General features: G+C 62.7%; 16 protein-coding genes. 7 read left to right on the forward strand and 9 right to left on the reverse strand.

Annotated features, from left to right (window positions below; all coding sequences use genetic code 11):
- Positions 1-117: 117 nt before the first annotated feature.
- Both MRY17_RS14680 and MRY17_RS14685 read left to right on the forward strand, forming a co-directional pair.
- Entirely contained in the window at positions 118-2,355 is a 2,238-nt protein-coding gene (locus tag MRY17_RS14680) for a TonB-dependent siderophore receptor (protein WP_243352375.1), read from the forward strand.
- A gap of 143 nt (positions 2,356-2,498) precedes the next feature.
- Positions 2,499-2,711 (forward strand): hypothetical protein, encoded by a 213-nt coding sequence (locus MRY17_RS14685; RefSeq protein ID WP_181285277.1) that lies wholly within the window; start codon positions 2,499-2,501, stop codon positions 2,709-2,711.
- Between the two features lie 102 nt (positions 2,712-2,813).
- Here MRY17_RS14685 and MRY17_RS14690 read toward each other — a convergent pair whose 3' ends face one another.
- The 4 genes from MRY17_RS14690 to MRY17_RS14705 form a co-directional block, all read right to left on the reverse strand.
- Complete coding sequence (locus tag MRY17_RS14690; RefSeq protein ID WP_181285278.1) at positions 2,814-3,305, reverse strand: GNAT family N-acetyltransferase; 492 nt, start codon at positions 3,303-3,305, stop codon at positions 2,814-2,816.
- 161 nt (positions 3,306-3,466) lie between these two features.
- Complete coding sequence (zapE, locus tag MRY17_RS14695) at positions 3,467-4,576, reverse strand: cell division protein ZapE (protein WP_243352376.1); 1,110 nt, start codon at positions 4,574-4,576, stop codon at positions 3,467-3,469.
- A gap of 50 nt (positions 4,577-4,626) precedes the next feature.
- Complete coding sequence (gene metE / locus MRY17_RS14700) at positions 4,627-6,915, reverse strand: 5-methyltetrahydropteroyltriglutamate--homocysteine S-methyltransferase (RefSeq protein ID WP_243352377.1); 2,289 nt, start codon at positions 6,913-6,915, stop codon at positions 4,627-4,629.
- 490 nt (positions 6,916-7,405) lie between these two features.
- A complete protein-coding gene (locus tag MRY17_RS14705) occupies positions 7,406-8,311 on the reverse strand; it encodes a LysR family transcriptional regulator (protein WP_191951836.1) in 906 nt (301 codons plus the stop codon).
- Positions 8,312-8,523: 212 nt separating this feature from the next.
- Here MRY17_RS14705 and MRY17_RS14710 point away from each other — a divergent pair, with 212 nt between their 5' ends.
- From MRY17_RS14710 to MRY17_RS14725, 4 genes are all read left to right on the forward strand, one after another.
- Positions 8,524-9,135 carry a cysteine dioxygenase gene (locus tag MRY17_RS14710; protein WP_181285751.1) on the forward strand — a complete coding sequence of 204 codons (612 nt, stop codon included), beginning with the start codon at positions 8,524-8,526 and terminating at the stop codon, positions 9,133-9,135.
- Positions 9,132-10,715, forward strand: a complete 1,584-nt coding sequence (locus MRY17_RS14715) for a rhodanese homology domain-containing protein (RefSeq protein ID WP_191951837.1) — start codon at positions 9,132-9,134, stop codon at positions 10,713-10,715. Before MRY17_RS14710 ends, MRY17_RS14715 begins: the two co-directional genes overlap by 4 nt.
- 83 nt (positions 10,716-10,798) lie before the next feature.
- Positions 10,799-11,773 (forward strand): ABC transporter substrate-binding protein, encoded by a 975-nt coding sequence (locus tag MRY17_RS14720; protein WP_181285753.1) that lies wholly within the window; start codon positions 10,799-10,801, stop codon positions 11,771-11,773.
- A gap of 10 nt (positions 11,774-11,783) precedes the next feature.
- Positions 11,784-13,124 (forward strand): LLM class flavin-dependent oxidoreductase, encoded by a 1,341-nt coding sequence (locus tag MRY17_RS14725; RefSeq protein WP_191951838.1) that lies wholly within the window; start codon positions 11,784-11,786, stop codon positions 13,122-13,124.
- A 42-nt stretch (positions 13,125-13,166) separates the two neighbouring features.
- Here MRY17_RS14725 and MRY17_RS14730 read toward each other — a convergent pair whose 3' ends face one another.
- The 5 genes from MRY17_RS14730 to MRY17_RS14750 form a co-directional block, all read right to left on the reverse strand.
- On the reverse strand, positions 13,167-13,919 hold the full coding sequence (locus tag MRY17_RS14730; protein WP_181285755.1) for an energy transducer TonB: 753 nt from the start codon (positions 13,917-13,919) through the stop codon (positions 13,167-13,169).
- Entirely contained in the window at positions 13,916-14,362 is a 447-nt protein-coding gene (gene tolR / locus MRY17_RS14735) for a protein TolR (RefSeq protein WP_065952812.1), read from the reverse strand. The genes MRY17_RS14730 and tolR overlap by 4 nt, the downstream gene beginning before the upstream one ends.
- 14 nt (positions 14,363-14,376) lie before the next feature.
- Positions 14,377-15,069: a protein TolQ gene (gene tolQ, locus MRY17_RS14740; protein WP_181285757.1), complete on the reverse strand. Its 693-nt coding sequence runs from the start codon at positions 15,067-15,069 to the stop codon at positions 14,377-14,379.
- Between the two features lie 47 nt (positions 15,070-15,116).
- Positions 15,117-16,982, reverse strand: coding sequence for a phytase (locus tag MRY17_RS14745; protein ID WP_124423335.1), 1,866 nt, complete (start codon positions 16,980-16,982; stop codon positions 15,117-15,119).
- Between the two features lie 81 nt (positions 16,983-17,063).
- Positions 17,064-19,577 (reverse strand): TonB-dependent receptor, encoded by a 2,514-nt coding sequence (locus MRY17_RS14750; protein WP_243352378.1) that lies wholly within the window; start codon positions 19,575-19,577, stop codon positions 17,064-17,066.
- Between the two features lie 380 nt (positions 19,578-19,957).
- Here MRY17_RS14750 and MRY17_RS14755 point away from each other — a divergent pair, with 380 nt between their 5' ends.
- The gene (locus tag MRY17_RS14755; protein ID WP_181284960.1) at positions 19,958-20,872 is read left to right on the forward strand and encodes a GGDEF domain-containing protein; all 915 of its coding nucleotides are present in this window, start codon (positions 19,958-19,960) and stop codon (positions 20,870-20,872) included.
- Position 20,873 lies beyond the last annotated feature (1 nt).

Here is a 20,873-nt window from a genome sequence, read left to right on the forward strand (position 1 = left end):
GAAACACAAAGATAACAATCATTCTCGTTTAAGCCTAAAGTTCCGCCCCTCCTTTCGTCTTTGAGCCATACCCGCCCCTTCCGGGGCGGCCTCAGAGACGACAAGGAGTTTGCCGCGATGCTCGCGCCTTTTACCCGTTCCATCAGCGTTACCCTGGGCCTGTTCAGCCTTGCGCTAAGCCCTGAACTGCTGGCCGAAACCGACCCTGAACAAGCCCCCGCCAGCGCCCTCGAACTGGGCGCTACCCGCGTGACCGCCGAAGGCCTGGGCACGACCACCGAGCACACCGGCGCCTACATTACAGGCTCGATGAACACCGCCACGCGCCTGAACCTGTCCGTCAAGGAAACCCCGCAATCGATCTCGGTGATCACACGCCAACAGATGGATGATTTCAATCTCAACACCCTGACCGAGGTGTTGCGCCAGACCACCGGCATCAACGTCCAGCACAATGACTCGGATCGCGTGTCCTATACCTCCCGTGGCTACGGCATCAACAACTTCCAGATTGACGGGATGCTCAACACCTTCGGCTTCATGAAGAGCGACGCCGATACCATCATCTACGACCGTATCGAAGTGGTGCGCGGCGCCACCGGCCTGACCACCGGCGCGGGCGACCCCTCGGCCACCGTCAACATGGTGCGCAAGCGCCCTACCGCCCAATGGCAGGCGAAAACCGGGATCAGCGGCGCCACCCATGACAACTACTACAGCTATCTCGACGTCGGTGGCCCGCTGGCCTTCGACGGCAGGCTGCGCGGACGCAGCGTACTGGCCTACCGAGACAGCCAATCCTTTCGCGACAACTATGCACTGCAGCGCGCGGTCGGCTACGGCATTCTCGAGGGCGACCTGTCCGACGACACCGTGCTGGCCGTAGGCTTTGATTACCAGGACAAGCAGGTCCAAGGCACGTCCTGGGGCACCGTGCCTTACTGGAACAGCCAGGGCGGCAAGGCCGGGCTGTCGCGCTCCACCAATATGGCCGCGCACTGGAGTTCCTGGCCGCTGACCGACAAGACCACCTTCGCCACCCTCGATCATCGCCTCGGGGGCGACTGGCACCTGAAGGCCGCCTACACCCATCGCCAGAGCGATACCGATGGCAAGGTGTACTACGGCGGCGCGGGTTTCCCCAATGCCGACCGCAGCGGCATGACCGCCTGGGCCAGCCATATGCGCGGCACCTCGAGAATGGAAGCCATCGACCTCAACCTGGCCGGCAGCTACGCGCTGCTGGGCCGCGAACATCAGCTGATGATGGGCTACGGCGAGGCGGCGCAGCGCGACAGTTCGCCCTTCATGCGCAGCAATCTGCCCAAAGGTTACTACACCATCGAGGACTGGAAGCACATGGGCGGTATCGGCAAGTTCACCGATGACGTCACCGACCTCAAGGGCGAGCACAGCAAGAAACAACAGAAGGCCGGCTACCTCGCCACTCGCCTGAGCCTGACTGACCGTCTGCATGCCGTACTCGGCAGCCGCTATGGCAGTTGGGAGCTGGAAAGCGCAACCCCCCAATACGACGTCAACGATCAACTGACCGCATCGGGCAAAACCGGCCAGACCCACAACGATATGTGGACGCCTTACGCCGGGCTGCTGTACGACATCACGCCGCAGTACACCGTCTACGCGAGCTACACCGACATCTTCAAGCCGCAAAGCGCGAGGGACGTCAACAAGAAGTACCTGGAGCCGGTGCTGGGCAGCAACTATGAGGTCGGCCTCAAGGGCAGCGTGCTCAACGAGCGGCTGAACCTGGCGGCCGCGTATTTCTGGAGCACCCAGGACAACGTCGCCGAGCGCGATGACTCGGTGCCGCCCAACCCGATCACTGGCGAGGAGTACTACAAGTCCGGAGGCAAGGGTAACAAGGTAAAAGGTTTCGAGCTGGAAGCGGCCGGGGAAATTGCGCCGGACTGGAACCTGACCGCAGGCTACACCTACACCCACTCGGTGAACGGCGCAGGCCAGCGCAACAATACCGGCCAGCCGTTGAACCTGCTGAAAATATCCAGCGCTTACCGCCTGCCGGGAGCCTGGCGCAACCTGACCGTGGGCGGCGCGGTGACTTGGCAGAGTGACATCTTTGACTTCGGCAACCGGCCCACGGGCGTACGCGATGACAAAGGCAACTTGATCACCACGCGGGCAAAGATCGAGCAACAGGGCTACAGCGTGGTCAACCTGATGTCGCGCTACCAGTTCGACGAACAACTGACGGCATCGATTAACGTCAATAACCTGTTTGACAAGAAATACTACGAGCGCGTCGGTTTTTACAATGGCGTGTATTGGGGCGATCCGCGCTCGGTCACGCTGGCACTTGACTGGAGGCTATAACACTTTGCCCTGCGAAGTTAACAAAAACGTTAACTTCGCGGGCGAGTTCCGTTAATTCCCACTTAATAGGATAACGCCATAGTCGCCCCACGATCTGATCATGGAGTGACCGGACACCTATCACTCTTAATGGGAACACTGTAATGAAACTCTCCACACTGATGCTTGCCAGCCTGATGACCCTGGCCTCCGCCGCCGCCTTTGCAGAGGGCGGTTCAGAGCGCTCGAAAGAGTTCTACAACAACTTCAGCTTCATCCAGGAAACCAATCATGGCAAGGCAGAACAGCAAGTTGTGTCCGCCGATGGCAAACCGGTTAAAACCACCACTGCCGAACCCGCTCAACCCAACAGTTGATTTAACGCTGAGTTAATCCGCAAGTACCCTGTGCCAATCCGCTCCTTTGGCAAAGGTTTTATTGGGCGCCATTCAATGGCGCCTTTTTTTGCGGTACCTTTATTACAGCGGCTTGTTCCAGAACAACATGCGGCCATGGGCGGGATCAGATACCGAATCGTCAAAACCGAACTTGCGGTACGCCGACTGTGCCAGCGCATTGCCTTCGAGCACTTCCAGGGTGATCTTGCAGCAACCGCGCTGCCGTGCGATTTCCTCGACCTTCTGCAGCATCTTCTGACTCAAGCCCAAACCACGAAACGGTTGCGCCACCACCACATCGTGGACATTGACCAGGGGCCGACAAGCGAACGTCGAAAACCCCTCGAAGCAATTGACCAGACCGGCCGGGACACCCCCAACGAACGCCAGCACACTGAACGCATGGGGGCGCTTGGCCAGTTCCGCAGGCAGCTGCTGCAACAGATCAGTCGGCAAACTGTGACCGCCGCCCATCGGGTCTTGAGCATAATGGTTGAGCAGCACGCCGATGGCCTCGGCGTGCACGGCGTTGGTATAGCTGGCTTGCAGCACCAGGATGTCTGGGGTGTCCATTTCCTTCCTCGATAACGACAACCAGGGAACCGATTCCCTTTGAAGGGGACGATTGTAAGCATGGAGTCGGTATTAGATGAAGGAGATTAACGACAAATGTCTGACAGAAAGCGCGTAGATTGCACGCATCCAATGCCTCAAACACGGTGAAACCGGGGCGCTCAGGCGCCGAAACGCTGCAGCTGCATTTCCCGCAAGCGGCTCATGGTGCGACGAAAAGGAAACGCCAGATAACCTTCGGTATAAAGCTGTTCCAGCGGCACCCGGGCCTCGATGAACAACGGCACTTTGCGGTCGTAACATTCATCCACCAGCGCGATAAAGCGCCGCACGCTGTCATCGTGCCTGGACAACTCCGGCAATTGGCGATCCCCCGCAGCCACGCGCTCGGCGCCGTCTTCGGTACCACGGGCAATGCGACCTGGGCGCTGTTGTGCGCTGAGGTTGGGCACCTCCCCCAGCAGGATGGCCTTGAAACGATCGCACAACAGCATGAAATCCATCGCGGCCAAGGGCTGCTCGCAGAGTTCGGCGTAGCGGCACCACAGTACCGCGTCACTGGCCTGCACCGCCGTAATCGTGCGATGCCCCACGCTTACCGCCCTCCCCTCGCTGACCGTTTGCCCGTCGCTCAACTGCCCGAACAGCGTGGCCAGTGCATCGGGCTGATTCACCCAATAGCGCTGCAGGCCAACACCTGGATGCAAACGATGATCCTCACCGCCGTCCACCGCCATCACCTGCATATGCCGCTTGATCGCCTCGATACCCGGCAGGAAACGCTCGCGGTTGAAACCGTCGGCGTACAGCTGCTCAGGGGGTTGATTGGAAGTACAGACCATCACCACGCCCTCCTCGAACATCACCTGAAACAGGCGACCAAGAATGATTGCGTCACCGATGTCATTGACGAACAGCTCGTCGAAGCACAGTACACGTACATCCCGGCTCAGTTCCCGCGCCACCGCCTGCAGCGGGTCCCGGGTACCGGTGAGCTGGAACGAGCGCTGGTGCACCCAGGCCATGAAGTGATGAAAATGCTGACGGCGCGCGGGCACGCGCAGGCTTTGATGGAACTGGTCCATCAGCCAGGTCTTGCCGCGCCCCACCGGGCCCCACAGGTAAACACCCGTAATCGGCGAAACACCCAGGTGCAACGCCTGGTGACAGGTTTGCAAGGCGTCTACCGCCCGACGTTGAGCATCGTCGGGCACGAAGCCCTGCCGGGCGATAGCGTGTTGATAAGCGGCGAACGGAGAGTCGAAAGTCATGGGCGCCAGTATGACGCACAACGCGAACCTCAGCCGCGCATTCTTCGCCCTCAGCCCAGTTGCGCACGCAGCTGACGCGCCGCTGCAACCATGTGAATCAACGCCGCCTCAGTCTCCGGCCAGCCACGGGTTTTCAGGCCGCAATCGGGATTCACCCACAATCGCTCGGCCGGAATCCGCTTGGCCGCCTTGCGCAGCAAGTCAACCATCTGCGCCACCTCCGGCACCCGTGGCGAGTGGATATCGTAGACGCCAGGGCCGATGTCGTTGGGATAGTCGAAGGCTTCGAACGCATCGAGCAACGCCATGTCCGAGCGCGAGGTCTCAATGGTGATGACGTCGGCATCCATCGCCGCGATGGACTCGATCACATCGTTGAACTCGCTGTAGCACATGTGGGTGTGGATCTGCGTCTGGTCACGCACGCCGCAGGCGCACAGGCGAAACACTTCGGTGGCCCAGTCCAGGTAATGCGGCCAGTGTGCCTGGCGCAAGGGCAAACCTTCGCGGAACGCGGCTTCATCGATCTGCACGATGCGGATGCCGGCGGCTTCCAGGTCCAGCACTTCGTCACGCAACGCCAGGGCCAACTGCCGGGCCTGCACCTCGCGGCTCACGTCTTCGCGTGGGAACGACCACATCAGCATGGTCACCGGACCCGTCAGCATGCCCTTGAGCACCTTGTGCGTAAGGCCCTGGGCATAGCGAATCCACTCCACCGTCATCGCCTTCGGACGGCTCAGGTCGCCATAAATCAGCGCCGGTTTCACACAGCGCGAACCGTAGCTCTGCACCCAGCCGAAGCGGGTGAACGCGTAGCCGTCCAATTGCTCGGCGAAGTATTCGACCATGTCGTTACGCTCGGCTTCACCGTGTACCAGCACATCCAGGCCGAGGTTTTCCTGAACCTCGACCGCGTGCCGGATCTCGCTGTGCATTGCTTCAACGTATTCGGCTTCGCTCAACTTGCCGGCCTTGTACGACTGGCGCGCCAGGCGGATCGACGCGGTTTGCGGGAACGAACCGATGGTCGTGGTGGGAAACAGCGGCAGGTGGAGGCCGGCCCGTTGTGTCTCGATACGCTGGGCAAAGGGCGATTGGCGCTGGCTGTCGTTCGCGCTGATCGCGGCAACGCGCGCTTGCACGGCGGGCTTGTGAATACGCGGCGAAGCGGCGCGCGCAGCCTGTACCGCGCGGCTGTGAGCCAGCGCGGCCAGCACCGCGGGCGCCTCGGGCTGGTCGACAGCCTGGGCCAGTACCGCGACTTCCGCGCACTTTTGCAAGGCAAAGGCCAGCCAGCTTTTCAGCTCGGCGTCCAACTGGTCTTCACGCGCAAGATCCACCGGGCTGTGCAGCAGTGAGCAGGACGGCGCGACCCACAAGCGATCACCCAGTTTTTCCTGGGCGTGTTGCAACGTCGCCAGGGCTTTTTCCAGGTCGCACCGCCATACGTTACGGCCATTGACCACGCCCAGGGACAGCACCTTATAAGCCGGCAGGCGATCAAGAATGGTCGGGTATTGCTCCGGCGCGCGCACCAGGTCGATGTGCAGCCCGTCGACCGGGAGATTGGCGGCCAGGCCGAGGTTTTCTTCCAGGCCGCCAAAGTAGGTGGCCACCAGCTTTTTCAACGGGTCACGCTGGATCAGGTTGTAGGCGCGCTCAAACGCGTTCTTCCACTCCTGCGGCAAGTCCAGCACCAGGATCGGCTCGTCGATCTGCACCCACTCCACGCCCAGCTCGGCCAGGCGCTGGAAGATCTGGCCGTACAGCGGCAGCAGGCGGTCGAGCAGGTCGAGCTTGTCGAACTCTGCGCCCTTGGCCTTGCCCAGCCACAGGTACGTCAGCGGGCCGATCACCACCGGCTTGACCGTATGCCCCAAATCGCGGGCTTCCTGGACTTCCTCGAACAACTGGTCCCAGCCCAGGTGAAATTGCTGATCGACGCTGAACTCCGGCACCAGGTAGTGATAATTGGTATCGAACCACTTGGTCATTTCCTGGGCATGAACACCGGCGCAGCACGTGTCGCTGACGCCACGGGCCATGCCGAACAACGTCTGCAGCGTAGCCTGGCCATCGGCCGGGCGGAACCGCTCCGGAATCACACCGAACATCAGCGAATGGGTCAGCACCTGGTCATACCAGGCGAAATCACCGACGGGCAGCAGCTCGATGCCGGCCTGTTTCTGCAGATCCCAATGGGCTCTGCGCAAGTCACGCCCCACGGCGCGCAAACCGGCTTCGTCAAGCTCACCCTTCCAGAACGCTTCCTGCGCTTTTTTCAGTTCACGGTCGCGTCCGATACGCGGGAATCCGAGGGAATGAGCGACTGCCATGACTGTTATCTCCAATGTCGATATTTATGGCAGTCATTGTCGGGACGCGGCGATAGTGAGACAAACTCATTTTTCTCGAGATGAATACAAAATTCATTCATACAGAATGGATACTGCTGCTCGCTTCAACAGCCGTTCAGACAGCAACGCAATGCTGTAGCGCCCAACCGTAACCACGATGCGAAGCGAGTCGCTCTTGATCTGGCTTTTGATCTTAGGCGCCCCGTTAAACCACGCTGGCCGAACGCAGGCGAGGTGCCGAGTGGTGGGGCAAGAGCGTTTTGCTTACTTTTGCGCTTTTCAAAAGTGAGCCGCTGTAAAGCGGAACCCATAGCAGCCGTGACGCAGAAACGGATATGTACTCGATCTGATCCAACATCCTGGTCGGTCCTGAGGCCGCCATCGGGGGCAAGCCCCCTCCCACATTTGGACCGAGGCGTCTCAGTTGGGAAGCTTGGGACACCGTGAAGGGAGCAAGCTCCCGGGGGGTTCAGGCCGCGTTGCGGATCTTGTGCAGTGAATCGGCCACCCATTTGCCAAACGCATCCACCGGCCCTTGCAGGTTGCCGAGGAAGTGCGGATAGATCAGCCATAGATCCATCACCGGCTTGAAATCCTTCAACGGCATCACGGCCAGTTGTTCGCGGTGGGCACTGCGCTCGAGCAACGGCCGTGGTACCAGGCCCAGGCCCAGCCCATCCGCCACCAGCCCCAGTTGCAACTCAGTACCAAAGGTCTCCAGGTTGACCCGCAAGGCCAGCCCCTGATCCGCCAGGGTGCGCTGCAAGCCGGCACGAAAGCCGCACCCGTCCGGGTTGAGGACCCAGCCGTGCTGGTACACATCGGCAAGCTTGCACGGTTTTTTCGGCAGCTGCGCCCTGGCGCACACCACCACCAGTTCCATCTTGCCGATGGACTCACCGACGACAGTGTCCGCAAAGATCTTGCCCGCCGGGAACAACGCCACCGCCGCATCCAGCTCGCCGCGTTCGATCTTGCCCACCAATTGGCTGCCCCAGCCCGTGGCCACCTGGGCGCGCAGGTCGGCGTACTCGGTGCGCAGGTGCTTGAGCGCATCGAGCAGCACCACGTCGCCGATGGTCTGCGGCACACCCAGGCGCAGCACGCCGGTGGGCGGTGCATCGGTGGCGACCAACTCGCGCAGCGCATCCATTTCACGCAGGATCAGCCGGCACTGCTCATACACCCGGGTACCGATCAGCGTGGGCTTGAGGGGTTTGGTGTTGCGGTCGAACAACTCCACCCCCAGCGCCTGCTCGAAGTTCTGCACACGGCGGGTGATGGCCGGCTGGGTCAATTGCAACGACTCGGCGGCATGGCTGATGGATTGGCAACGAATCACTTCGACAAAGGCATCGATATCGTCAATTTTCATTTGGGCCGCACATAGAGAACAGTCATTAAGATGTGTGGTAAGCATAGTGGGCACAACCGGGTCTGGATAGCCCGCCCTGTGATCGATAACGTCTAACACCATGCAGAGCGGTTCTAAATTACCTGCAGCTATAAGCTAATCATTAAAAAATAGCATATTAACCATTAACATTATGCTTAGATAAGGCCATCAATACCGCCAATGGAATGTTCATGAGCCAGGCCCGACACCCCGAGAGACTGCGCGCCTTTATTGGCGCCTTAGCTGAGCTGATCGACGGCAACCCGCGCGAAGGCGACCTGCTGCACCGTGGCGGCAAGCTGCTGGCGCAACTGGTCAGCCATGACGACTGGCTGCCCGACGCGTTCGCCCAACCCGACCCCGAGCGCTACCAGCAATTTTTGCTGCACGCCGATTCGCGCCAGCGCTTCAGCATCGTCAGTTTTGTCTGGGGGCCAGGGCAACGCACGCCGATTCACGATCATCGGGTATGGGGGTTGATCGGCATGTTGCGCGGCGCGGAGTTTTCCCAGGGGTTTGCCCGCACCGCCGATGGCGCGCTGGTTGCCGAGGGCACACCGGTGCACCTGCGGCCGGGCCAGGTCGAGGCGGTGTCGCCCAAGGTCGGTGATATCCATCAGGTGAGCAATGCCCACGATGACCAGGTGTCCATCAGCATTCATGCGTACGGCGCCAACATCGGCGCGGTGCGCCGTGCGGTGTATCAACCCGACGGCAGCGAGAAACTGTTCATCTCCGGTTATTCCAACGCCTACCTCCCGAATATCTGGGACCTGTCCAAAGAAAAGAGCCCTGCCCTATGAGCACCGTACCGACCCGCAGCTTTGCCCAGATTCGCCAGGCCCTGTTGAACCGTGAGGAAGTCGCCCTGGTAGACGTGCGCGAGGAAGCGCCGTTTGCCCAAGGCCATCCGCTGTTTGCCGCGAATATCTCGCTGTCCAAGCTGGAACTGGAGGTGTATTCGCGCATTCCACGCCGCGATACCCAGGTTACGCTGTACGACAACGGTGAAGGATTGGCCGAACGCGCCGCCGAGCGCCTGGTTGCGCTGGGTTACACGCGGGTCAGCCTGCTTGAGGATAGGCTTGAGGGTTGGCGCCAGGCCGGTGGCGAGCTGTTTATCGACGTCAATGTGCCAAGCAAAGCCTTTGGCGAACTGGTGGAAAACCAGCGCCACACGCCGTCCCTGGCGGCCGAGGAAGTCCAGGCGCTGCTCGACAGCCAGGCCGATGTGGTGGTGCTCGATGCGCGGCGTTTCGATGAATACCAGACCATGAGTATCCCCACCGGCATCAGCGTGCCGGGTGCCGAGCTGGTGCTGCGCGCCCGTGAACTGGCCCCGGACCCGGCCACGCGCATTATCGTCAACTGTGCCGGGCGTACCCGCAGCATTATCGGCACCCAGTCGTTGATCAACGCCGGCGTGGCCAACCCGGTGTCGGCGCTGCGCAATGGCACCATCGGTTGGACCCTGGCCGGGCAAGCACTCGCCCATGGCCAGGCGCGCCGCTTTGCGCCGACCGCTGAAGAAAATCGCCGGCTCGCCGCCCACCAGGCGCGCGGCGTGGCCGACAAGGCTGGAGTCGGCCGTGTAACCCTCGATGAACTGCAACGCTGGCAGCAGGATGAGACACGCACCACCTACCTGTTCGACGTGCGCACCCCGGAAGAATTCGCAGCCGGCCACCTGCCCGGCGCCCGCTCCACACCGGGCGGGCAACTGGTGCAGGAAACCGACCACGTTGCCAGCGTGCGTGGCGCGCGCCTGGTATTGGTGGACGATGACGGTGTGCGCGCAAACATGTCGGCGTCCTGGCTCGCTCAACTGGGCTGGGAAGTCTTTGTGCTGGACGAACTGCAAGACACGCATTTCAGCGCACAAGGCGCCTGGGTCGCCCCGGTGCCCGCACCGCCCCAGGCCGAACTGATCAGTGCGCAGACACTCGCCGAGTGGCTTGACCATGGCGACACCGTGGTGCTGGATTTCACCGCCAGCGCCAATTACGTGAAACGTCATATCCCCGGTGCCTGGTGGGTGCTGCGCGCGCAATTGCCCGAAGCGCTGACCAGGGTGCCCACTGCGCAGCGCTACGTATTGACCTGCGGCAGCAGCCAGTTGGCGCGCCTGGCGGTGGCCGAAGTCGAAGCGTTGACCGGCAGGCAGGTGTTCCTGTTGCAGGACGGCACCGCCGCCTGGATCGCCGCGCAACTGCCGCTGGAAGAAGGTGAGCGCCATCTTGCCTCACCGCGCATCGACCGCTACCGCCGCCCCTACGAAGGCACCGATAACCCGCGGGAAGCCATGCAGGCCTACCTGGACTGGGAATTCGGCCTGGTCGAGCAATTGGCGCGCGACGCCACCCACGGTTTCTACGTGATCTGATCCACTGCTGCACCGTTCCCGGAAATCCGACCCCTTCTCCAGGCGGAGGCACCTTCCCTTACCCAACGCCTGGAGTCTGTCCCATGCCGTTTACTACCCCATTCAAGCGCCTGTTGCTGGGCGGCGCCCTGGCGCTCGGCCTGCTCGGCAACGCCCACGCCGCCGACCTGCAACCCCTGCGCGTGGCCAACCAGAAGTCGACGATCAAAGCGCTGCTGGAAGCCTCGGGCGAAACCCGAAACGTACCGTACGAGATCAAGTGGTCGGAATTCCCCTCGGCCTCGCCCCTGGGCGAAGCGCTGAATGCCGGTGCGGTGGATGTCGGCGCCCTGGGCGATGCGCCCTATGTGTTCGCCCTCGGCGCCGGTGCGTCGCTCAAAGTGATCAGCATCATCCACGCCGAAGGGCGTAACACCACTGCCCTGCTGGTGCCGCAGGATTCGCCGATCAAGACCGCCGCCGACCTCAAGGGCAAGAAGATCGTCACCGGGCGCGGCTCGATCGGGCACTACCTGGCGATCAAGGCCCTGGCCAGCGCAGGCCTGACCTCACAGGATGTGCAGTTCATCTTCCTGCTGCCCGCCGAATCGCGGCTGGTGCTGGATAACGGCACCGCCGACGCCTGGGCCACCTGGGACCCATACACCACCGTGGTCACCTCGCAAAGCAACGCCCGTGTGCTGGTCAGCGGCAAACACCTGTTGAGCAACCACCTGTACTTCGCCGCCACCGACCAGGCCATTGCCGACAAGCGCGTGCAACTGGATGACTTCGTCGCCCGGGTTGACCGCGCCTACGCCTGGGCCAACCGCCACCCCGACGAGTACGCCGCCGCCCAGGCCAAAATCACCGGCCTGCCGTTGGCCGTGCACATCGAAGTGGCCAAGGACACCCGTCTGTCGCCGGTACTGATCGACGACGGCGTGATCAGCGGCCTGCAAGCCACCGCCGACACCTACCAGAAGGAAGGTCTGTTGAGCCGGCATATCGACGTGTCGCAAGGCTTCGACAAACGCTTCAACGCCCTGCGCGCCCCCAATTCCCAAGCCTCACGCTAAGGAGCAGCCCATGAGCAAGCCACGTCAATTGAAACTCGGAGCCATGGTGCACGGTGTCGGCCACGGTTGGGGCGAATGGCGCCACCCACAGGCGCAGCCCGACGCCAGTACGAATTTCGGCTTTTACAGGCAGCAGACCGAATTGGCCGAAGCCGCCCGGTTCGACTTCGTGTTTATCGCCGACAGCCTGCATATCCACACCAAATCCAGCCCGCACTACCTCAACCGCTTCGAACCGCTGACGATTCTGTCGGCCCTCGCCGCGCTGACCAGCCATATCGGCCTCGTCGCCACCGTGACTGTCAGCTATACCGAGCCCTACCAGGTGGCGCGCCAGTTGGCCTCGCTGGACCATATCAGCGGCGGCCGCGCCGGATGGAACGTGGTCACCTCGTGGCTGAGCGGCACCGCCGACAATTTCGGCAAGGCCGAACACCCGCCTCACGCCGTGCGCTACCGCATCGCCAAGGAACACCTGAAGGTGGTCAAGGGCCTGTGGGACTCCTGGGAGGACGACGCCTTTGCCTATGACAAGCAAAGCGGCGAATTCTTCATCCCGCACAAGTTGCATGCACTCAACCACAAGGGCGAATTCTTCGCGGTCAAGGGCCCGCTGAATATCGCGCGTTCGCGCCAGGGCCAGCCGGTGATTTTCCAGGCCGGCACCTCCGAAGACGGGCGCAACTTTGCCGCGCAGAACGCCGACGCGATCTTTGTGCATGTCGAGGACATCGACGAGGCCAAAACCTATACGGCCGATTTGAAACGCCGCGCCAGGGGCTTCGGGCGGGATGCCGACAGCCTGTCGATCCTGCCGGGTATCCGGCCGATCGTGGGACGCGATGCCGCCGAAGTGGAAAGCCGGTACCAGCAGGCGGTGGAGCTGGTCAGCGTGGAAGATGCGATCGTCGCCCTCGGCCGTCCGTTCAATGACCATGACTTCAGCCAATACCCGCTTGACGCACCGTTCCCCGAACTGGGCGACCTGGGTGCCAACAGCCAGCAAGGCGGCTCCGAACGCATCAAGCAACTGGCCAGGGACGAAGGCCTGACCTTGCGTGAAGTGGCGCTGCGGTTCTCGCGGCCCAGGCGTGATTTTGTCGGCACGCCGGAACAGGTCGCCGATGCGATCCAGCGCTGGTTCGAGGCGGGTGCCAGCGATGGTTTCATCATCAACTCGGTGCTGCCCGATGGCTTGCAGTACTTCACGGAGCTGGTGGTACCGGTGTTGCAGCAGCGTGGGCTGTTCCGTACCGAGTACAGCGGGCAGACGCTGCGCGACAACCTCGGCCTGCAAGTGCCGGCCAACCGCTACAGCTCGGTTGAAGCCGCCGAAAACGCCCTGGCCTGACCACTATCCCCTCCCACAGTTTTATCGGGGTACTGGTGGATCTCATTTTATGCGGTAGTGGAAGGTGTTGCGCACCGCCGGTACGGCGACGGGCTTGCCGTCGACGATCCTCGGCTGATAGCGAAAGGTGTTCGCCGCCGCCAGTGAGGGCCGGATAAACAATGGGTGACAGCCGTCCAGTACCTTGGGGTTTTCCACCCGGCCCTGGGGATTGACGGTGTATTCCACCGAGCAGTCGCCTTCGATGTTCTTGTCCAGCGCGCGCTCCGGGTAGTCCGGTGCTTCCTTGCTCAAGGGCTGGTATTGGCGGCTGTCGAACGCCGCCGCAGGTGCGGGCACGGGCACGGCGGCTCGAGCTTTTTCAGCAGCCACACGCTCCTGGTTCAGACGTTGCTGCTCCAGCTCCCGATTGCGTTGCTCGGCGGCCAGGCGCTGCTGTTCGATTTTCTGCGCTTCGACCCGTTTGCGCGCCAGGGCGGCTTTCTCAAGTTTTTGCGCCTGAATCTGCGGGTCAACCGTTGGTTTGGCCGGTACAGGGACAACAACAGGCTCAGGCGCTACGGGAGTGAGCGGGGCTACCGGCTCAGGCGCTGGCGCCGGCATCATCACCAACTGCGTGTGCATCACCCTCGGCGCGTCTGCCTGCGGTTTTTCCGGCGACCAGCCCAGCATCAGCGCCGCCGCTACCGCCACATGCAGCGCCACGGCCAGGCCTGCCGCCAGGCTGTTGCGCCACAGCCCGTCGCTGTCCGGCATCTGCGCCCGCGTCGCACCGTGCATGATCATCGCGGTCATTGGGGGGCCTCGGTCACCAGCCCCAGGTGGGTGACACCCCCCTTTTGCAACACCGCCATGGCGGCCACCACGCGACCGTACCCGGCGTTGTCGTCAGCGCGGATATACACCTGGGTGTCGCTGCGCGCCGCCACCACCTGCATGACCTTGGCGCCCATGTCTTCCAGGCTCACGGCGCTGTCGGTCTGGTGCCGGGTGTCGAGTTCGCCGCCCAGGTTCCAGTAGTAACCGCCGTCCGCCTTCACCGACAGCGTGAGGATTTGCTGGCGGGTGTCGGTGGCCAGCGCCTCGGCGGCGACCTTGGGCAATTCGATCTTCACGCCCTGGGTCAGCATGGGCGCGGTGACCATGAAGATCACCAGCAGCACCAGCATCACATCGATATAGGGCACCACGTTCATCTCGGCCTTGGGCCCGTGTTTGCGTTGCGGCCTGGTCAACATAGGTTCGCTCCTGTTCAGGCGGCCACGGCCAGGTTGATTGAGGTACCGCGCAGGGCGCGATGCAGGCGCACTTGCAGTTCGTTGCCGAAGGCGTAGTAGCGGGTGAGCAGGGTCTGGCTGCGCGCGGCAAAACGGTTATAGGCGATCACGGCCGGAATCGCCGCAAACAGGCCAATGGCCGTGGCGATCAAGGCTTCGGCAATCCCCGGCGCCACCGTGGACAAGGTGGCCTGTTGTACCTGGGACAAGCCCAGGAACGAATTCATGATGCCCCACACAGTGCCGAACAACCCGATATAGGGGCTGACCGAACCCACCGTCGCAAGAAACTGCAGGCCCTTTTCCAGCTCCAGCTCCTGCTCGGTGATTGCCACCTGCAGCGCACGTTCCACGCCTTCGAGCACCGCAGGGTCATGGGTGTGCAGGTGCTGGTATTCCTGCATACCGGCGATAAAGATCGGCGCAACACCGCCCTCGCCCGCCAGCACGGCGTCGTGGTACAGCGGCTGCAAGTCCGATGCGACGCGAAAGCGCGCCACGAAATCATTCAATTGCCGCTCCAGGCGCCGCAGCACACTGCCGCGCCGAATGATCAGGTACCAACTGAGCAGGGACGCCAGCAGCAAAGTGATCATCACCGCCTTGACCAACAGGCTGGCATCGCTGATCAAGCTCCAGATCGTCATATGTTCCATCGTCGCGTGCATGGTGAAACTCCTATTCGATTAAAAACGGATGACTGCGTGATGACAGCTCAAGGCAATTTCAGCGCGCGGGTCACCTCGGCCCAGGGCACGAACTTGAAGTTCTGGGCTTGCTCGGGCATGCGCTTGCGCCCGTCCTGCACCACCAGCATGCCCTGGCTCCACGGTCCGCCCAGGTTGATGGCGGTGGCTTCCAGGCCGTCGGTTTCGGAGGCCCCGTCGATGCCGGCGGCGGCGTTCAAGCCGACGCGAAAGGCACCGTGCACGGCGAACGGCGGCTCGGCATCCAGCACCAGGTAGCTGTCATTGCCCTGGCTCGATATCACCAGGTAATCCCGCGCGACGCTCTGGTACAGCGCCAGGCCTTCGACATCCGCGTGCAGTTGCGCGCCGACCTTGATCACGCTGGTCAGCGTGGCAGGTTGGTCGGCGCGGGCATCCAGCGCCCACACGCCGACGTCCTCCTCCCCCAGGAACAAGCGCTGGCGTTGATCATCGGCCACGCAGCCTTCCGGCTGGCTGTCGACCTTGAACTGGCGCACCAGCTCGCCCTGCACACGCCCGGTCGGCGCACTCAGGCGGTATTGCAGGAAGGTGCCGTCCTTGCCATTGGCAATCGCATACAGCTCGCCGCCGGCGGGCTGGAACAGGCAGATGCCGTAGATCTCCTTGAGCGGCGTCGGCACTTCGCCGGCTTCCTGCAGCTCGCCGCTCTGGCGGTCGATGCTGAACAGGCTCAGGCTGTTGCGATCGCGATTGCTGGCGACCGCGAGGTCGACGGTCTGCGTGCCCAGCTTGAAGTTGGGGCGTACGTCGACATTGTTCAGGCGCCCGACCGCCAGTTCCTGCAGCAGCTTGCCGTCCAGGTCATAGACGAGCAGGCCCTGCTTCTTGTTGGTGCCCAATACGCGGCTGTGCGCGGGTGTGTGCGGGTGAATCCAGATGGCCGGGTCATCCGCCGCATCGCCCTGGCGACTCACCGGCTCGGTCTGGCGCAGAGCCGTGACCTGCGCCAGCCCCGGGGCGGCCGGTACCGGCGTGGCCTGCCAGTCGAGTTGGCCCTGGTAGAGCAGGCCGCTGTCATCATCGCGCACCAACAGCTGCCGGCCGTTGATCGCCAGTTGCTCCGGCTCCTTGAGGCCCGGCAAGGTCAGGCTCGATTGCTCGGCCCAGCGTTCGCCGGTCTGCTGGAACAGATGCAAGCGAGCGGTTTTCGGGTCCAGTGCCACCAGCCCACCCGGCATCAGCGCCATGGCGCCCGCTTCGCGCCCGGGATTGTCGAACAGCGCCACGGGCGTGCGTTTCACCTCGGCTTCCGGGTGCGCCGGGTAGGCCCACCAGCCGACGTTTGCTTCGTTCACCAGCAGGCGCTCGGCCTCATCGTCCACCTGACAGAACTGCGCCGACGGCGGCAGCGGCAGGCCGCGCACGCGCTGCGCCTGGGCCAGCAGCGTCGCGCCACTGCCCACCAGCCATTGCTCGCCCTTGCCCTCCTCACCCACCAGGAACACGAACAGATTGGCCGCCGCATCGCGGTACAGGCACAGGCCGTTCACCGGGAAGTCGCGGGTGGGCAGATACAGCGGCTTGCCCCAGGCCTTGCCGGCGACATCAAGGCTGATCAACACGGCCTGCTGGCGATCGTTGTCGAGGCTGGTGACCAGCGATCGGTTGCCAGCGGTGCGGCTGTCAAGGCTGCTGAAATTGCCGTTGAATCGGGCCAGTTCGGCGCCTTTTTCGTCAAGCAGCAACAGGCCATCGCGGGTACTGGCGACCACACGGTCGGTGCGGTTGGGCAGGAATGCCACAGCCTCGGCATTCAGGCCCGGCGCCCAGGGGGTCAGCGGCAGGTCAGTGGCGAATGCATTAGCGCTGATGACCAGCGCGATCAGCAGGTACAGCCTGGAAGTTCTCATGAACAGGCAAATCCTTCGAATACGGTGAAGATCCACTGTGGGAGGGGGCTTGCGCCCTCCCACATTGGGAATGGGTTGAATTCAAAAATGGGTGAAGGTCAGGCCCAGCTTGTAAGTGGGCCCGTACTCTTCGTACTGGCCGTTGTAGCTGCGGTGGCCGGTGTAGACGAAGTACGACTCATCCGTCAGGTTCTGTGCCTCGAAGCTCACTTGCAGGTTTTTGCTCAGCGAATAACGCGCGCTGAAATCGACGAAGGTCTGCGCATCCACATGCAGGTCATGGGCTTTGTCGTTGATCGACGCCAGCTCGTACAGGTAGGCCGACTTGTAGTTGGCGGAGAGGCGCAGGCTGAGTTTCTCGTCTTCCCAGCCCAGCATCAGATTGCCGACGCTGTCCGATTGGTTGGGCAGGCTGATGTTGCGCTTGCGGTTGCGCCCGCCGGCACTGTCGAAGCCCTCGATGTCCGCGCTGGAGCGGCTGAAGGTGCTGTTGGCGCCGATCAGCAGGCCGTTCCACGGCGCAGGCAGCCAGTCGAATTTTTGTGAGTAGGCCAGTTCCAGGCCATACAGCTTGGCGCTGTCACCGTTGGCAAAGGTGTGGGCCTCGGCGAAGTTGGTCCAGGCGCCCGTGCCGGCGACGTCGGTGTTGTAGACGAAATTCTGGATGTCCTTGTAGAACACGAACGCCGACACGGTACCGGCGCGGCCCATGAAGTGTTCGATGCCCAGGTCCAGGTTGCTCGACTCCAGGGGCTTGAGGTCCGGGTTGCCGAAGGTGGCTTCGTCATCGTCGATCACGAAACCTGGGGCCAGTTGACCAAAGGTCGGGCGTACCACGGACTTGGTCCAGGCGGCACGCACCTGGGTGTTCTTGTCGATCTGGTAGCGCGCGTGCAGGCCCGGCAACCAGTGGTGATAACGGCGTTTGGTCTCGGTGGTGCTGAACTGACCGTCCGTGGCGCCGGTGCCCTTGGCGTCGAATTCGGTGCCCTCGTAGCGCATCCCGGCAATGAACCGCCAGTCGTCGATGTCGACGGTGTTCATCAGGTAGCCGGCGTTGATGTCCTCGCGGATGGTGAAGTCGTTGACCCGCGATTCGGTCGGGTCGTAGAAGTCATCACGGTTGAGGCCACCGATCAACTGGCGGATATTGCCCGCGCTGATGCCTGGGCCAAAGCGGCCGAGACGGTAATCGACGTTGCCCTTCTGGAACTGCGTGAGGTTGAGCTGCTCGTCAGTGAAGCCCTGTTCATCCAGGTCCTTGTAGGCCCAGGCTTCCAGGTCGTTGTCTTTATGGCGGCGGCTGACCTTGCCGCCGAACTTGAACTGGGAAGCGTAGCCACTCAGGTCATAATCGCGGGCCAGGTCCAGGCGCAGGTTTTTCTCGGTGTCCTGGGTGTGCTGTTTCTCCCAGTCGACTTTATCGAGGCTGAAATTGCCGGCGTCGTAGAAGCCGCTGCCGATGATCGGGCGTGGCTTGGCCTTGTCGTAGAAACCGCTGCCTGCGAAGTCACCGCCGTCGAAGGTGGCGCCGGCGATATGCGCCGGGCTGTCTTCACTGGAGCGGCTGTAACCGGCCTGGCCGCTCAAGGTCCACAGGCCGAGCATCCGCTCGCCGCCGAACACGTAGGACTGGATCTGCTGGGTTTCTTCGCGGTTCTTGAGCTTGCGCTTGCCGTCGGCCTCGCCCAGTTCGCCCGGCGCTTGTGGTTCCGCGAATTCGAGGCTGGCGGCGTTGCGCGTTTCGGTGTCCTTGTAGCGGCTGTAGAGGGTGCGCAGGTAGTAGCTGCTCAGGTCATCGGGCGTGTAGTCGAAGTTCAGGCCGCCACCGGCGCGCTCGCGACTGATGTCGTAGTCGCGCTGCTCGAACTCGTTGAGCCTGGCGCCGTTGCGAAAGTCCCAGGCGCCGCCGGTTTCGACGTTGTCCGAGCCGAAATCGCGCTTCTGCCAACTGAGGGCCGCGGCCACGCCGAAATTTTCGACACCCTCGCCAAGGCTGAAGCGGTTGCTGGCGGCGCCGGAGAATTTCGGGCTGGTCTGGCGGGTGTTCTTGTCGTAGCTGGCCTCGGTGCTGCCGGTGTAGAACAGGCCCTTGTGGTCGAACGCCGACAGGCTTTTTACGTCGACGGTGCCGCCGAGGGAGTTGGCGTCCATGTCCGGCGTCAGCGTCTTGATCACCGACAGCGACTGCACCAGTTCCGAGGGCAGTACGTCGAGAGCCACGGCGCGGCGCTCGCTTTCGGGCGAGGGCACCAGAGTGCCGTTGATGGTCACGCTGTTGAGGTCCGGCCCCAGGCCGCGCACGCTGACAAACCGGCCTTCGCCCTGGTCACGTTCGACGCTGATCCCCGGCAGGCGCTGCACCGCTTCGGCGACGTTTTCATCCGGCAACTGGGCCACACCGTCGGCATGCACCACGCTCTTGATGCTGTCGGAGACGCGTTGCTCCTTGAGGGCGCTGCCAATGGCGGCGGCCTGCCCGACCACATCCACATGCTCGGTGGCGGCCGCTTCGGCAGCGTTGAGCCGCTCGCAGGCGATTGCCAGGGCCAAGGCGGTAAGCGTGAAGCTGACGAGCCCGGTGCGCTTGTACATGAAACCCTCCCCAAGAATCCGTTGGCGCCAGGCAAGGGGCCCGGCAACTGGGAGGGCAAGCTAGGGGTGGGGGATGACGGTTCTGTGACAGCGTTGGGCGGCGAGGCCCGTAAATCGCGGCTTTGCGGGGACTATTGACCTGGAATGAGCTGATATGACTTGTGGAGATCCCTTGTGGGAGGGGGCTTGCCCTCGATAGCGGTCTATCAGCCAGCTTATTTGCCGCTGACACACCGCTATCGGGGGCAAGCCCCCTCCCACATTTTTGATTTTCATCGCCCGTTGATGTGAGCTGATTCGACCCTCCCCCACCGTCATCCAACCGTCACATGCATCTGCTGTGCTGGCGTCCATCGCTTACCTGTCCAAGGACCGCAGCCATGTTTCGCGTGCTCAAACCCCACCGCTGGAAACTCGCCCTGCTGCTGATCGCAGCCAACCTCGGGCTGATCCTGCACCTGGCCTGCGGCGAGCTCAAAAGCGTCAGTGAATGGGTGTGGCTGGATATCGTCGGCGAAGGCGGTTCGGCGCTGCTCGCGCTGATCTGGCTGGGCCTGGTGCTCAAAAGCCGGCCCGCCGGACGGGTCACAAACTACCTGGCACTGGGTTTGTCGTGCATCTTCTTTTCCTGGTGGATCGACAGCCTCGACGAGTTCATCCGCCTGCCCGACAGCATCACCTGGGATCACTGGCTGGAGTCGGGGCCGATGCCGGTGGGCATGATTCTGCTGACCATCGGCATCTACCACTGGCATCGCGAACAACTGGCGATCAGCGCGCAGATGGAAAAGCGCGAGCGGCTGTTTCGCGAGCATCGGCTGTTCGACAAACTCACGCCCCTGGCCGGTGCCGACTACCTCAAGCGCCAACTCCAGGAGAGCCTGCACGACAGCCGCGACCAGCAGCAACCGCTGTCGCTGCTGGTCCTGGACCTGGACCGCTTCGCCGCCGTCAACCAGGCTTATGGGCATACCGAAGGCGATGCGGTGTTGCAGGCGGTCAGCCATGTGCTGCTGCTCAACCTGCGCCGTCAGGATTTGTTATGCCGCCTGGCCGGCGACCGTTTTGTGGTGCTGCTGCCCAACACCGGCGAGCGCCAGGCCCAGGGGCTGGCGCTTGAGTTGCAGCAGGCGGTGCAGAGCCTGGCGCACAAAACCCGGCTACAGGGCGAGCGCCTGCAACTGGCGGCGACCACGGCGGTGGTGATGGCCCTGGACGAGCCGCCCCACGACCTGCTCAAGCGCCTGAACCTGGCGCTGGCGCGGGCCAAGCAACCCCTGGCGAAAAGCGCCTGAT

Origin of the sequence: Pseudomonas orientalis (genome assembly GCF_022807995.1) — a bacterium.
Taxonomy (GTDB): domain Bacteria; phylum Pseudomonadota; class Gammaproteobacteria; order Pseudomonadales; family Pseudomonadaceae; genus Aquipseudomonas; species Aquipseudomonas orientalis_B.

Excerpts from the sequence above, each read along its gene's own strand:
- MRY17_RS14680 (WP_243352375.1), top strand. The coding sequence starts at position 118 with ATGCTCGCGCCTTTTACCCGTTCCATCAGCGTTACCCTGGGCCTGTTC.
- MRY17_RS14685 (WP_181285277.1), top strand. The coding sequence starts at position 2,499 with ATGAAACTCTCCACACTGATGCTTGCCAGCCTGATGACCCTGGCCTCC.
- MRY17_RS14690 (WP_181285278.1), bottom strand. The coding sequence starts at position 3,305 with ATGGACACCCCAGACATCCTGGTGCTGCAAGCCAGCTATACCAACGCC.
- zapE (WP_243352376.1), bottom strand. The coding sequence starts at position 4,576 with ATGACTTTCGACTCTCCGTTCGCCGCTTATCAACACGCTATCGCCCGG.
- metE (WP_243352377.1), bottom strand. The coding sequence starts at position 6,915 with ATGGCAGTCGCTCATTCCCTCGGATTCCCGCGTATCGGACGCGACCGT.
- MRY17_RS14705 (WP_191951836.1), bottom strand. The coding sequence starts at position 8,311 with ATGAAAATTGACGATATCGATGCCTTTGTCGAAGTGATTCGTTGCCAA.
- MRY17_RS14710 (WP_181285751.1), top strand. The coding sequence starts at position 8,524 with ATGAGCCAGGCCCGACACCCCGAGAGACTGCGCGCCTTTATTGGCGCC.
- MRY17_RS14715 (WP_191951837.1), top strand. The coding sequence starts at position 9,132 with ATGAGCACCGTACCGACCCGCAGCTTTGCCCAGATTCGCCAGGCCCTG.
- MRY17_RS14720 (WP_181285753.1), top strand. The coding sequence starts at position 10,799 with ATGCCGTTTACTACCCCATTCAAGCGCCTGTTGCTGGGCGGCGCCCTG.
- MRY17_RS14725 (WP_191951838.1), top strand. The coding sequence starts at position 11,784 with ATGAGCAAGCCACGTCAATTGAAACTCGGAGCCATGGTGCACGGTGTC.
- MRY17_RS14730 (WP_181285755.1), bottom strand. The coding sequence starts at position 13,919 with ATGACCGCGATGATCATGCACGGTGCGACGCGGGCGCAGATGCCGGAC.
- tolR (WP_065952812.1), bottom strand. The coding sequence starts at position 14,362 with ATGTTGACCAGGCCGCAACGCAAACACGGGCCCAAGGCCGAGATGAAC.
- tolQ (WP_181285757.1), bottom strand. The coding sequence starts at position 15,069 with ATGCACGCGACGATGGAACATATGACGATCTGGAGCTTGATCAGCGAT.
- MRY17_RS14745 (WP_124423335.1), bottom strand. The coding sequence starts at position 16,982 with ATGAGAACTTCCAGGCTGTACCTGCTGATCGCGCTGGTCATCAGCGCT.
- MRY17_RS14750 (WP_243352378.1), bottom strand. The coding sequence starts at position 19,577 with ATGTACAAGCGCACCGGGCTCGTCAGCTTCACGCTTACCGCCTTGGCC.
- MRY17_RS14755 (WP_181284960.1), top strand. The coding sequence starts at position 19,958 with ATGTTTCGCGTGCTCAAACCCCACCGCTGGAAACTCGCCCTGCTGCTG.